The sequence below is a fragment of the Lactobacillus psittaci DSM 15354 genome (assembly GCF_000425905.1).
In the GTDB taxonomy this organism is placed as follows: domain Bacteria; phylum Bacillota; class Bacilli; order Lactobacillales; family Lactobacillaceae; genus Lactobacillus; species Lactobacillus psittaci.
Window position 1 is genome coordinate 34,868 of the sequence record NZ_KE384474.1, and the last position, 13,044, is coordinate 47,911.

Here is a 13,044-nt window from a genome sequence, read left to right on the forward strand (position 1 = left end):
TAGTAAAGACAAAATTTAGAAAGTTAGGTTAATTATGAAATTAATTGCTGGATTAGGTAATCCTGGTAAAAAATACGATCGAACTAAGCACAATACTGGTTTTATGTGCTTAGATCAATTTATTAAAAATAATTCTTATAGCTTGAATCAAAATAAGTTTGAAGGGCTCTTTACTAAAGAAAAGATTGCTGGTGAAGATGTAATTTTGCTTGAACCTCAGACATATATGAATGAATCAGGACGCTCAATTGCACAAGTAGCTAACTTTTTCAAAATTGATCCAAGTGATATTTTAATTATTCAAGATGATATGGATATGCCAATTGGCAAGATTAGAATTCGTGCTAATGGTAAAAGTGGCGGCCATAACGGAATTAAATCAATTATCCGTGATTTGGGGACAGAAAAGTTTAACCGCCTAAAAATTGGTATTCGTCATCCTGAGAATACGACTGTCGTTTCATGGGTTTTAACACCATTTAATGCCGAACAACAAAAATTAATGGATACAGCCTTTACTACTAGTGAAGACATTATTGCTGATTTCATTAGTGGCAAAGATGCAGGTTATTTGATGAATAAGTATAACTAAATGAATCTAAATGAAATTATCGCCCAAGATCAAGAATTGGGCGCTTTTTTAGTCAAAACAAATAAAGTTGAGAAATCATTATTAACAGGAATTAGTGAAAGTAGCTTACCGCTTTTAGTAAATCAACTAGTTAATCAAGACAAGTCTTTAATTTTAGTCCTTGAAAATGAAAATAAGGCTGAACAAGTCTTAGATAACTTGAGTGGGATTTTGGACGAAGAGCAGGTAGCTTATTTTCCAGTTGATCCAACACTTGCTACGCAAAAGGCAACAGCTTCACCTGATGAATTAAGTCAGCGCATTAAGGCTTTGACTTTTTTGGCGTCTGGGAAAAGTGGAATTGTTATTACTTGTTTGCAGGGCTTGCAGTATGAATTAGCGCCTAAAGAGCAGTATTGTCAAACAAGTTTAAGCTTTACTAACGGTGAAGAAGTCGAATTTGAAAAATTAGCTACAACTTTATTTAATTTGGGCTACCGCAAGGAAGCACAGGTTGCTCGACCAGGAGAATTCTCACAAAGGGGGGATATTTTAGATATCTATCCTTTAGATTTTGAAAATCCAGTTCGAATAGAATTCTTTGGCGATGAAGTTGATACTGTCAAAAATTTTGATGTCAATACTCAGCGAAGCTTAACTGATTTAACAACAGTTGATATTGCCCCGGCTAGTGACCGGATTTTTACTAGTAGTGACTTAAAACGAGCTTATAATCAGCTCAAAGATGCTGGAGTAGATGAAAGTGAATTAGGTGATCTAGCTAAGGGGATTTTACCAGATAATTATAGCTTTTTAGTTGATTTCTTATTACAAAAAAAAGTTAGTCTTTTGTCTTATCTTGCTGATGATGGCTTAGTGATGTTTTATGACTGGCCGGTAATTAAAAAGCAGGGCAAAATGATTGATGATCAAAATGCGGACTTTTTAGCCGAAGAAGTTGCCAATCATCAACTAATTGCCGGTCAAAAGTTGCGACTAGACCTCAAGCAAGTCTTAAAAGATCAACATTCACGCTTATATCTTTCGCTTTTTCAAAAAGGAATGGGTAACTTACGCCTGGATCAATTACTTAATTGGACTAATCGAGTCCCTGAGCAGTTCTTTAGTCAAATGCCAATGATTAAAACCGAGCTAAATAAGTATCAAAAGCAAGGCTTAACTGTAATCTTGCAAGCTGATAATTTGCAAAGAGCCAAGCAAATGCAGTCAAATCTAGCTGATTTTGATTTGGATTTTCCACAAGTAAAACCTGATAATTTAAAAGTAGGTCAAACTCAAATTATTGTTGGGCAATTTAACCAAGGTTTTTATTTACCTAGTGTTAATTTGATGTATTTGACGGAACGGGAATTATTTAATCAAACTGTTCATAAAAAACGAAAAATTTTAAATTTAGAAAACGCCCAGCGCTTGCGCAACTATAATGATCTTAAACCTGGTGACTATGTTGTCCATATTAATCATGGGATTGGACGCTTTGAAGGCATCCAAACCTTAGAAGTCGATGGGCAAAAACGAGATTATATTACAATTACTTATCAGCATCATGATCAATTATTTGTACCAGCAGATCAGTTATCGCAGGTTCAAAAATATGTTGCATCAGAAGGTAAAAGACCACATATTAATAAGTTAGGTGGTAGTCAATGGGCAAAGACTAAGCGTTCAGTCCAAAGTAAAGTCGAAGATATTGCTGATGATTTGATTAAATTATATGCTGCTCGTGAAAGTGAAAAGGGTTTTGCCTTTTCTAAAGACAATGACTTGCAAAGAGAGTTTGAGGCTGCATTTCCATATGTACCAACACCTGATCAAGAACGCTCGAGTGAAGAAATCAAGCGTGATATGGAAAAGCCACGAGCAATGGATCGATTGTTAGTTGGGGATGTTGGCTTTGGTAAGACTGAAGTTGCGATTAGAGCAGCCTTTAAGGCGATTCAGGATGGGAAACAAGTAGCCTTTTTAGTTCCAACTACCATTTTGGCTCAGCAACACTTTGATAATATTAGCGAGCGTTTTAAGGACTTCCCAGTTAATGTTGCATTACTGTCACGTTTTCAAACAAATAAAGAAAGTAAAGAAATCTGCGAGCAGCTCGAGGAAGGTAAAATTGATTTAGTTGTTGGTACGCATCGGTTATTAAGTAAAGATGTCGTTTTTAAGGACTTGGGCTTGTTAATTATCGATGAGGAACAGCGGTTTGGCGTTAAGCATAAAGAACGACTCAAGGAATTAAAGAATAATGTTGACGTTTTAACCCTAACCGCAACGCCAATTCCGCGGACATTGCATATGTCGATGGTGGGCGTGCGTGATTTATCAGTCATGGAAACACCACCAGTTAACCGGTATCCTGTTCAAACTTATGTGACTGAACAAGTTCCAAGTGTTGTTCGACAAGCTTGTTTACGTGAAATGGAACGAGATGGCCAAATATTTTATTTACACAACCGAATTGACGATATTGATGATAAGGTGATGGAACTTGAGCAGTTGCTTCCAGAAGCTAAGATTGAGGCAATTCACGGCCGAATGACAGAAAATCAAATGTCAGATATTCTTTATCGCTTTTTAAATAAAGAATTTGATATTTTGGTAACAACGACCATCATTGAAACTGGCATTGATATGCCAAATGTTAATACCTTAATCATTGAAAATGCAGACCACTATGGTTTAAGTCAGCTTTACCAGCTGCGTGGCCGAATTGGCCGGAGTGCCAGATTAGCGTATGCTTACTTCTTATATGCCCCTAATAAGGTTTTGACCGAAGTTGGGGAAAAGCGCCTAGAAGCTATTCGTGACTTCACTGAATTAGGTAGTGGCTTTAAGATTGCAATGCGAGATCTCTCAATTCGTGGAGCTGGAAATATGCTAGGCAAAGAGCAGCATGGCTTTATTGATAGTGTTGGTTATGACCTCTACGCTCAGATGCTAGATGATGCAATTAAAGCTCGCAAAGGTAAAAAAGCTAAACCTAAGAGTAATAGCGAAATTGAGTTAGGCCTTGAAGCTTATATTCCTGATGAGTACATTAGTGACCAAGAGCAAAAGATTGAATTTTATAAAAAAATCAAGCAAGTTGCTAGTGATGAACAAATTCAAGCAATTGAAGATGAATTGCTTGATCGTTTTGGTGATTATCCTAAAGCTGTTGAAACTTTGCTCGATTTAGCAAAATTAAAATTAGTAGCAGATTGTGCTGGTATTGATAAAATTATTAAGACTAAGCAAATTATAAAAATTGAATTTAATTCAGCTGCAAGTTCCCATCTAAAAGGTCCTAACGTCTTTAAGGCATTAGAACACGTGTCATTACGTGCGAAAGTGGCAGAAGCATTTGGCCACTTGGTTGTAAGTTTGGACGCTAGTCAGGTTAACTTGCGGATTTTATTCAAGGAATTAACTACCTTTGTCGATGCAGCAGGTGAGTTAATAGAGCATTAGAAAGGAAAAGAAGATGAGATTAGATAAATTTTTAAAAGTATCACGTTTAGTAAAGCGGAGAACTGTCGCTAAAGAAATGGCTGACCAAGGTCGAATCGAAGTTAATGGTCGTGTAGTCAAATCTAGTTATGATGTTAAGCTAGATGACATTATCGTAGTCGGTTATGGTACCAGACAAATTAAAGCTAAAGTCTTAAATATCAGAGAAACTACTAAGAAAAATGAAGCGAGTGAATTATACGAGTTAATTGATTAATGACTTTTAGTCTTGAAGTTGCTATACTTAGCTTAGATTTATTAGTTTAATTAAGGAGGGATGCAAGATGCAGAATCGACCACATTTATATAATTCAATGAGTCGTCAAGAACAGCTACTTAAGGCTAAGCGCATTCGAAATCGTTATATTAAAGAAGTTCATCGGGTGCGACGTAATCGCTATTTAGCTCTGTTTCTTTTAATTGTAGTTATATTTGGAGTTCAGCTTGCAATTAATCTGTCAACTACTCATCGAATTAAGGGTCAAATTGTAGCAACTAAGGCAGCCCTCGTGAAACAAAAGAAAGTTAACAAGAAATTGACTAATCAGCGAGATAATTTAAAAGATCCTGATTATGTTGCTAAGTTAATTCGTTATCGCTTCTATTATTCAAAGAAGGGCGAAGAAATTTATAACGTTCCGGAGAATTCAAAGAATTAATGAAATATCAACTAGGACAAAGAGTTACTGGTAAGATTAATAATATTGTGGATTATGGTCTCTTTGTGAGTTTAAATGGTGTTTCTGGGCTTGTACATGAAAGTGATTTTGGTGCAAACTGGGAGCGAGAAAAAGGCCATTTTCAAATTGGACAAGAAGTTCGGGTAGTTATTACTAAGCTTGAAAAGCATAAAGTAGCTTTATCACTTAAGCGAGTCAACGATAGCGACTTGGTAGATCCAACTAACCAGTTTAGTGACTTGGCAGCTAGTGATTTTGAAACTACCCTGGCCAATTTAGTTGAACAAAGCCAGTCAGAGATTAAAAAGCTAAAAGATGACCTTTAGGTCGTCTTTTTTTGAAGAAAGATTATGAATAAACTAGATCAATTTTTAAACTTAATGCAGTTGGATTTGACTAGAGAAAAACTGGTAGTAGCAGTAAGTGGAGGTCCAGATTCGATGGCATTAGTTGATATGTTGAAAGACCAATATCAACTAGTGGTGGCCCATTTTGATCATCAATTGAGACCGCAAAGCTATTTAGAAACTAGTTTACTAACTGAATATTGCCAAAAGTACAATTTAGAATTGGTAACTGAAAAGTGGCAACATGGTCCGCTTCAAAGTGGTATTGAGGCTAAAGCGCGTACTGCAAGATATGAATTTTTAAAGCGAGTTTGTCAGCAAAAGCAAGCAAAATATTTATTAACTGCTCACCATAGTGATGACTATTTAGAAAATATTTTAATTAAACTTTTGCGCTCTGGTGATATTAATGAAATGGCATCTCTTAAGTTAAAAGGAAAAATGGGCAAGATAACAATCTTGAGGCCATTAATTTTTTATCAAAAAAGTGAATTACTAGCTTATGTTAAAGCTGGTGATTTACCATATATTGACGATGAAACCAACTTTGAAGATGATACTTTAAGAAATCGGCTGCGACATTATGTGGTACCAAAACTAAAGCAGGAAAATCCAGATTTAAGTGACCAAACGCGTCGATTTGCTATGCAAGCAGAAGTTAACAATGAATTTGCCGAAAAAATTTGTCAGCTCTTGCCACTTGAACCCTTTTTGGGACAATGGCGAATTCAAAAAAATAAGCTGGCTGATTTTTCTTCAGTAGCAATTCGACGCTATTTCGAGTTGCAAATCTATCGTCATTATCATCAGCGCTGTCATTTAAATGATGAACTGACTGCGGGAGCTTTTAGTTTAATAGCATATCAGAATTATTATTATCTAATAAATCAAGCAGAAATTAATTTTACAGCGCAAAAAAAAGTTGTTTTAGAAAGACCTTTTTCTTTTAGTGGACGCAGGTATTTGTTAAGCTTAAATAGAGAAGCTGGTAATTTAATTGCCAAATTTTCAGCCCCTAAAGAGCTGACTTTTGGATCAATCAAAGCGGAAAAACTTCTTTTAAAAAATGGACAACATGCTAAGAATAAGAAGTTTTTTGCTCAAGCACAAATTCCGGCTTTGCTTAGGAGTCAGGCATTGACTTTTTTTGCACAAGGAGTACCTGTTTGGGTAGAAAATAGTTATTGCAATCAAATAAAAAGTAAAGATTTTCTTACTTACTACCTTTTTCTACTAAATTAGCTTTAAGTAAAGTAAAATATTAGGTAGATGGCTAGAATTATGTTAGAATTTCTTACGTAATTCTAAGAAACTTCGTGGAGGTTTTCATGAAAAATAAACGGAATCGGCTTTTCACTAATGGCCTTTTCTATATCATTGTATTCCTACTACTTCTTTGGGGCATTAATTGGGCCCTTGGTGGTGGTAAAGCTGCTGGTTCAACCGAGAATATTAGTTATTCTCAATTTGTAAAGCAATTAAAAAATGGTAAAGTAAAAAGCTTTAGTGTACAGCCCGCAAATGGAGTATATAGCATTTCTGGTAGTTACAAAAAAGCTCAGAAATCATCAAGTAAGACTGCTTCTTATGACTTTTTAACAGGAAATAGTTCAAAGACGGTTTCCGGCTTCAATACCAACATGCTACAAAACAATAGTAGTGTTAAAACTGTTGAATCTTTGGCTACTAAATATGGTGCTAAGATTACGGCACAAGGTGAATCACAATCTGGATCATGGATTGCTACTTTGATCACTGTTGTCCCAACAATTTTCTTCATCGTTATGTTCTGGATGATGATGAATCAGTCTGCTGGTGGCGGTGGCCGTGGTGGTGTGCTTAACTTTGGTAAGAGCAAGGTTAAGCCAGAAGATCCAACTAAGAATAAGGTTCGTTTTTCAGATGTAGCTGGTGAAGAAGAAGAAAAGCAAGAATTAGTTGAAGTTGTCGAATTCTTACGTGATCCATCACGTTACTTAAAACTCGGTGCTAGAATTCCATCTGGGGTCTTACTTGAAGGGCCTCCAGGTACAGGTAAAACTTTACTTGCACGTGCTGTGGCTGGTGAAGCTGGTGTACCATTTTATTCAATTTCAGGTTCTGACTTTGTCGAAATGTTCGTCGGTGTCGGTGCTTCACGTGTTCGTGACTTGTTCGAAAATGCCAAGAAGACTTCACCAAGTATCATTTTTATCGATGAAATTGATGCCATTGGTCGTCGTCGTGGTAATGGTGTTGGCGGTGGTAACGATGAACGTGAACAAACCTTGAACCAACTATTAGTTGAAATGGATGGTTTTGAAGGTGATGAAGGTGTTATCGTCATGGCCGCAACTAACCGTTCAGATGTCTTAGACCCTGCTTTACTTCGTCCAGGTCGTTTTGACCGGAAAGTTTTAGTGGGTCGTCCAGATGTTAAGGGACGTGAAGCTATCTTACGTGTCCACGCTAAGAACAAGCCTTTAGCAGATGATGTTGACTTGAAAGAAGTTGCTCGTCAAACTCCAGGCTTTGTTGGTGCTGACCTTGAAAACGTCTTGAACGAAGCTGCTTTAGTTGCAGCAAGAAGAAATAAGACTGAAATTACTGCTGCTGATATTGATGAAGCTGAAGATCGTGTAATTGCTGGGCCAGCTAAGAAGGATCGGATGATTTCTGATGAAGAAAGAAAACGGGTTGCCTTCCATGAAGCCGGTCACTCAATTTGCGGTTTGGTTTTAAGCGATTCAAGAACAGTTAGAAAAGTTACAATTGTTCCACGTGGCCGTGCAGGCGGATATAACATCATGCTTCCTAAGGATGATCAATTCATTTTGACTAAGAAGCAATTGATGGAACAAATCGTCGGCTTGATGGGTGGTAGAGCTGGTGAAGAAGTCGTTATTGGTGACCGTTCAACTGGGGCATCAAATGACTTTGAACAGGCTACTGCAATTGCTCATAGCATGGTAGTTAACTATGGTATGACTGATGAACTTGGCATGGTTCAACTGGAAAAAGAAGGCCAAGTTGAATATGGCGTAAAGCCATATAGTGAAGCTACCGCTGCTAAGATTGACGAAGCAGTTAAGAAGATTTTGGATGAAGCTCATAAAAAGGCAATCGAAATTGTTAAAGATAATCGTGAAAAACATAAGTTGATTGCTGAAGCATTGCTTAAGTATGAAACTTTGAACGAAAAGCAAATTATGGCTTTATACAAGACTGGTAAGATGCCAGAAACTGACCAAGATCAATTCCCTAGTGAATCAAAGGCTTCAACTTATGAAGAAGCTAAGGCTGCTATGGAAAAGAAAGAACATGAAAAAGCTCAACCTGAAGCAAAAGCTACTGAAGTTGAAACTAAGTCTGAAGAATCAGACAAAGAATCAACTAAGGTAGATAAGGCTGATAATTCAGAAGAGCAAGATTAAAAAATAGAGCCGCAAAGGCTCTATTTTTGTGAGGAAAAGGTTATGGATTATTTAGTAAAAGCAATTGATAAAACAAAGAACTTAAGACTTTTGACAATTAGTGCCAAAGATATGATCTTTGAAATGCAAAAGCGCCAAGATACTTGGTCAGCTTCTAGTGCAGCCTTAGGTCGAACTATGCTGGGAGCAACACTGCTTGCAGCTGCTAGTTTGGTAGAAGATGAAGAACTAACAGTTCGTTTGCTCGGCAATGGCCCAGTTGGCGCCTGCGTTGTGACTGCTAAAAGTGATTTTACTAGTAAAGGTTTTGTACAAAATCCGCATATCGCTTTACCAGCTAGAAGCGATGGTCATATTGATGTTAAAAAGGCTGTTGGTCAAGGCTGGCTTCAAGTAACTAAGAAGCAAGGCGTTGGTGAGCCGTATACAGGTGAAGTACCAATTGTTTCTGGTGAAATTGCAGAAGACTTTACTTATTACCTAGCAAAAAGTGAACAAATCCCAGCCGCAGTTGGCCTTTCTGTTTTTGTAAATGCCAATAATGAGATTGGAGCAGCTGGAGGTTTTATGCTTCAAGCTCTTCCAGGTGCAAGTGATGCTTTGATTAGCGAAGTGGAAAAGCGAATTAAGGCTTTACCTCATATTTCAGAGCTTTTGTTAGATAAGACTAGTCCTGAAAAGTTAGCAGAAATGATTTTAGGACCAGACTTGAAGATTTTAGAAAAAGATCCAGTAGCCTTTAAGTGTGATTGCTCAAAAGAAAAATATGGCAAAATGTTAGCAACTTTAAAGACTAGTGATTTGAAGCAAATGTTAACTGAAGATCATGGAGCAGAATTGACTTGCCAATTTTGTAAGGAAAAGTACCACTTTTCAGCTGATGAATTAAGTGAAATTATTGCAAATAAAGAAGAAAACTAGCTTTTTAAGGCGTCTAAGTTTGAACTTGGCGCCTTTTCTGGTATGATATTAGGGTATTTAAAAAGGGAGAAGTTGTAACAGTGACAAATAGCTGGAAGATTCGAGACATTACGATTCCCAACCGCGTTGTCGTTGCACCGATGGCAGGTGTGTCTAACGCTGCATTTCGGGTTGTTTGTAAAGAATTTGGAGCTGGCCTTGTTGTTTGTGAAATGATTTCTGACCATGGGATTATTTATCGCAATAAGAAGACTCTTGATATGCTTCAAGTTGCTCCAAATGAACACCCTATGAGTATTCAAATTTTTGGTGGGACTGAAGAAACTTTACTTGAAGCTGCTCAATTCATCGATCAAAATACAGCAGCTGACATTATTGATATTAATATGGGATGTCCAGTTCCTAAAGTAACTAAGACTGATGCTGGTTCTAAGTGGTTACTTGATGCTAATAAGATTTATCAAATGGTTCATAAAGTAGTCCAAAATGTTGAAAAGCCAGTTAGTGTTAAGATGCGTTTGGGCTGGGACCGTAAGCATATTTTTGCAGTAGAAAATGCCTTAGCTGCTCAAGAAGCAGGAGCTAGCATGTTAGCTATGCATGGCCGGACTAGAAAACAAATGTATCAAGGTGAAGCAGATTGGGAGACCTTACATGAAGTAGCTAATGCCTTAACAATTCCATTTGTTGGTAATGGGGACATTACTAGTCCTGAATTAGCGAAAAAGATGATTGATGAAGTTGGAGCAACAGCAGTCATGATTGGCCGTGCTGCTTTAGGTAATCCATGGGAAATTAAAGACATGGTGCATTACCTGGAAACAGGAGAAAAGTTGCGTCCACAAACAGTTCGTGAAAAAATAGAAACTGCTAAGCATCAACTCGATGGTCTGGTAGAATTAAAAGGAGAGAAGGTTGCTGTCCCAGAATTTCGTCAGCAAGCTGCGTATTATTTGAAGGGAATTCCCCGTTCAGCCAGAACTCGTGCTAAAATAAATGAAGTATGGACTCGTCAAGAAGTGTATGATTTACTTGATGGGTTTGTGGAAGACTATGAAAAGCGTGAAGCAGCCAAGTTAGCTAGACAGCAAGCAAAGGAATCATAAGTAACGAATAACGGAGGATTTATAAATTGGCAAAAAATGAATTAAATGACCAATTAATTGTTCGTCGCCAAAAGCTTGAAGAATTACGCGAAAGCGGTCTTGAGCCATTTGGTAGAAAGTACGAAAGAACTGATTTAGCCCGCACTTTAGATGAAAAGTACAAGGGTGAAGATAAAGATGAATTAAATGCAGACATGCCACAAACCAAGATTGCTGGCCGTATGATGGCTAAGCGTGGTAAGGGTAAGGTTGGTTTTGCTGATCTTTACGACCGTACTGGTAAGATTCAAATCTACGTACGTAAAGATATTGTTGGTGAAGAAAACTACCAAATTTTCAAAAAGTCCGATTTAGGTGACTTCTTGGGAATTGAAGGGGAAGTTATGAAGACTGATACTGGTGAACTTACTGTTCGTGCTCACCACGTAAGCTTCTTATCAAAGGCTCTTCGTCCACTTCCTGACAAGTACCATGGTTTACAAAATGTTGAACAAATTTATCGTCAACGTTACCTTGACTTGATGACTAACCATGATTCATACATGCGTTTTGTTCACAGAACTAAGATTATTCAAGCCATCAGAGATTACTTGAACAGTAGAGACTTCTTGGAAGTTGAAACTCCAGTACTTCATAATATTCCAGGTGGTGCAGAAGCTCGTCCATTTATTACTCACCACAATGCTTTGGATATTGACTTATACCTTAGAATTGCCTTGGAATTACCACTTAAGCGTTTGATTGTTGGTGGTATGGAACGTGTCTACGAAATTGGTCGTGTATTCCGTAATGAAGGTGTTGACACTCGTCACAACCCTGAATTTACTGAACTTGAAACTTACTGTGCCTACTGGGACTTCCATGATGTTATGGACGAAGCAGAAGGTATTATTAAGGCTGCTGCTAAAGTAGTTACTGATGATGGTAAGGTAAATTACCAAGGTACTGAAATCGACTTAGGTAAGCCATTTAGACGTGTTCACATGGTTGACTTAATTAAGGAACAAACTGGCGTCGACTTCTGGAAGCCAATGACTCTTGATGAAGCTAAGAAGGTTGCTGAAGAACACGGAATTCATGTTGAACCATTCTGGAAGGTGGGCCACATTATCAACGCCTTCTTCGAAGAATTCGGTGAAAAGTCAATTGTTAACCCAACATTTGTATATGGTCACCCAGTTGAAATCTCACCACTTGCTAAGAAGAACGCTGATGATCCTAGATTTACTGATCGTTTCGAAATCTTCATTATGGGGATGGAATATGGTAATGCCTTCAGCGAATTGAACGACCCAATTGATCAAAGAGAACGTTTTGAAGCTCAAATGGCAGAACGTGATGCAGGTAACGATGAAGCCGATGTTATTGATGAAGACTTCGTACGTGCGCTTGAATACGGTATGCCACCTACAGGTGGGTTGGGAATTGGTATTGACCGTTTGGTAATGCTTTTGACTGATGCACCAGCTATTCGTGATGTATTGCTCTTCCCAACTATGCGTCCTGAAAGAATTCATGACGAAGAAAAAGACATTGATTTAGATAAGTAAAGATAATGAAAATGACTAGCATTGAGCTAGTCATTTTTTGTTAGGTGAGAATTTTCATCTTTTTAATTTGTAAGTTTTGTATTCCACAAACTAAGCTGCTGCTTAGTAATTTTCTTATTCTTAAAGCCGTTGATAAAAATAGTAGCTAAGCAAGAAAATTCATCATAATCTAAATTTCTATCTATATTCTTTAAGAGCTCGTCAGTTGCCTGAAATAAATCTTCAACTAACTGGGAAGAAAAGTTCTTTTGTTTAATTGCTTCACTTAAGGCATCACAACAATGCGGAAGTGCATCTATCCAGCCATATTCTGGAGTCGATGCAGTAAAGTCATGTTCTGTTTTTAAATATTTGATTAACAATATGGTTCATTAAAAAGTTTAGTTCATCTGTTTTATATGAAACTTGAGAAAAATTGAGCTTTTGCTTGAGGGCAGCTAGTGTGTTCATAGATAAATAGCTCCTATTTTTTATATATTACATTATCATAAATAACAAATTTTATAAAAAAGTGCTTGCAAAAAATTTCCGCTATGGTATATTAATAGATGTGCTAAATGACATGCGGAAGTAGTTCAGTGGTAGAACATCACCTTGCCATGGTGGGGGTCGCGGGTTCGAATCCCGTCTTCCGCTCCACGAGATGAGGATTCACATTAGTGAATCCTTTTTTGTTAGCTTCGGGAAATAGCTCAGTTTGGTAGAGCGCTACGTTCGGGACGTAGAGGTCGCAGGTTCAAATCCGGTTTTCCCGATAATTATTCAAAAAAGTCTTTGCAAATTTAGTAAGGTTTGCTATAATAAACTCTGTTATGCGGAAGTAGTTCAGTGGTAGAACATCACCTTGCCATGGTGGGGGTCGCGGGTTCGAATCCCGTCTTCCGCTCTACTAGATAAGGATTCACAATCGTGAATCCTTTTTGTTTTACTCAAAAAGTATATTAATTAT

The 13,044-nt window shown here is 37.4% G+C and carries 11 protein-coding genes and 3 tRNA genes; 13 read left to right on the forward strand and 1 reads right to left on the reverse strand.

The annotated features are described in order from the left end of the window. Positions 1 to 34: 34 nt before the first annotated feature. The 10 genes from pth (at position 35) to lysS (ending at position 12,095) form a co-directional block, all read left to right on the forward strand. A complete protein-coding gene (gene pth, locus H628_RS0106265; protein WP_027825694.1) occupies positions 35 to 592 on the forward strand; it encodes an aminoacyl-tRNA hydrolase in 558 nt (185 codons plus the stop codon). After that, positions 593 to 4,039 (forward strand): transcription-repair coupling factor, encoded by a 3,447-nt coding sequence (gene mfd / locus H628_RS0106270; RefSeq protein WP_027825695.1) that lies wholly within the window; start codon positions 593 to 595, stop codon positions 4,037 to 4,039. Between the two features lie 13 nt (positions 4,040 to 4,052). Further along, a complete protein-coding gene (locus tag H628_RS0106275; protein ID WP_027825696.1) occupies positions 4,053 to 4,295 on the forward strand; it encodes an RNA-binding S4 domain-containing protein in 243 nt (80 codons plus the stop codon). 67 nt (positions 4,296 to 4,362) lie between these two features. After that, positions 4,363 to 4,737 (forward strand): FtsB family cell division protein, encoded by a 375-nt coding sequence (locus H628_RS0106280; RefSeq protein ID WP_027825697.1) that lies wholly within the window; start codon positions 4,363 to 4,365, stop codon positions 4,735 to 4,737. After that, positions 4,737 to 5,084: a S1 RNA-binding domain-containing protein gene (locus H628_RS0106285; protein ID WP_027825698.1), complete on the forward strand. Its 348-nt coding sequence runs from the start codon at positions 4,737 to 4,739 to the stop codon at positions 5,082 to 5,084. Before H628_RS0106280 ends, H628_RS0106285 begins: the two co-directional genes overlap by 1 nt. A gap of 24 nt (positions 5,085 to 5,108) precedes the next feature. Next, entirely contained in the window at positions 5,109 to 6,347 is a 1,239-nt protein-coding gene (tilS, locus tag H628_RS0106290) for a tRNA lysidine(34) synthetase TilS (RefSeq protein ID WP_027825699.1), read from the forward strand. A gap of 86 nt (positions 6,348 to 6,433) precedes the next feature. Beyond that, positions 6,434 to 8,518 carry an ATP-dependent zinc metalloprotease FtsH gene (gene ftsH, locus H628_RS0106295; protein WP_027825700.1) on the forward strand — a complete coding sequence of 695 codons (2,085 nt, stop codon included), beginning with the start codon at positions 6,434 to 6,436 and terminating at the stop codon, positions 8,516 to 8,518. Positions 8,519 to 8,560: 42 nt separating this feature from the next. Beyond that, positions 8,561 to 9,439 (forward strand): Hsp33 family molecular chaperone HslO, encoded by an 879-nt coding sequence (gene hslO / locus H628_RS0106300; protein ID WP_027825701.1) that lies wholly within the window; start codon positions 8,561 to 8,563, stop codon positions 9,437 to 9,439. An 80-nt stretch (positions 9,440 to 9,519) separates the two neighbouring features. Continuing rightward, entirely contained in the window at positions 9,520 to 10,545 is a 1,026-nt protein-coding gene (gene dusB, locus H628_RS0106305) for a tRNA dihydrouridine synthase DusB (protein ID WP_027825702.1), read from the forward strand. A gap of 26 nt (positions 10,546 to 10,571) precedes the next feature. Continuing rightward, entirely contained in the window at positions 10,572 to 12,095 is a 1,524-nt protein-coding gene (gene lysS / locus H628_RS0106310; RefSeq protein WP_027825703.1) for a lysine--tRNA ligase, read from the forward strand. Positions 12,096 to 12,157: 62 nt separating this feature from the next. Here the strand turns inward: lysS and H628_RS07410 are convergent, their stop codons facing one another. Further along, positions 12,158 to 12,457, reverse strand: coding sequence for a DUF2785 domain-containing protein (locus H628_RS07410; RefSeq protein WP_236692252.1), 300 nt, complete (start codon positions 12,455 to 12,457; stop codon positions 12,158 to 12,160). Positions 12,458 to 12,659: 202 nt separating this feature from the next. Between H628_RS07410 and H628_RS0106320 the strand changes: the two genes are divergently transcribed. The 3 genes from H628_RS0106320 (at position 12,660) to H628_RS0106330 (ending at position 12,981) form a co-directional block, all read left to right on the forward strand. After that, a tRNA-Gly gene (locus H628_RS0106320) sits at positions 12,660 to 12,734 on the forward strand. 42 nt (positions 12,735 to 12,776) lie between these two features. Continuing rightward, positions 12,777 to 12,850, forward strand: a tRNA-Pro gene (locus H628_RS0106325). A gap of 59 nt (positions 12,851 to 12,909) precedes the next feature. Beyond that, positions 12,910 to 12,981, forward strand: a tRNA-Gly gene (locus H628_RS0106330). Positions 12,982 to 13,044: the final 63 nt, after the last annotated feature.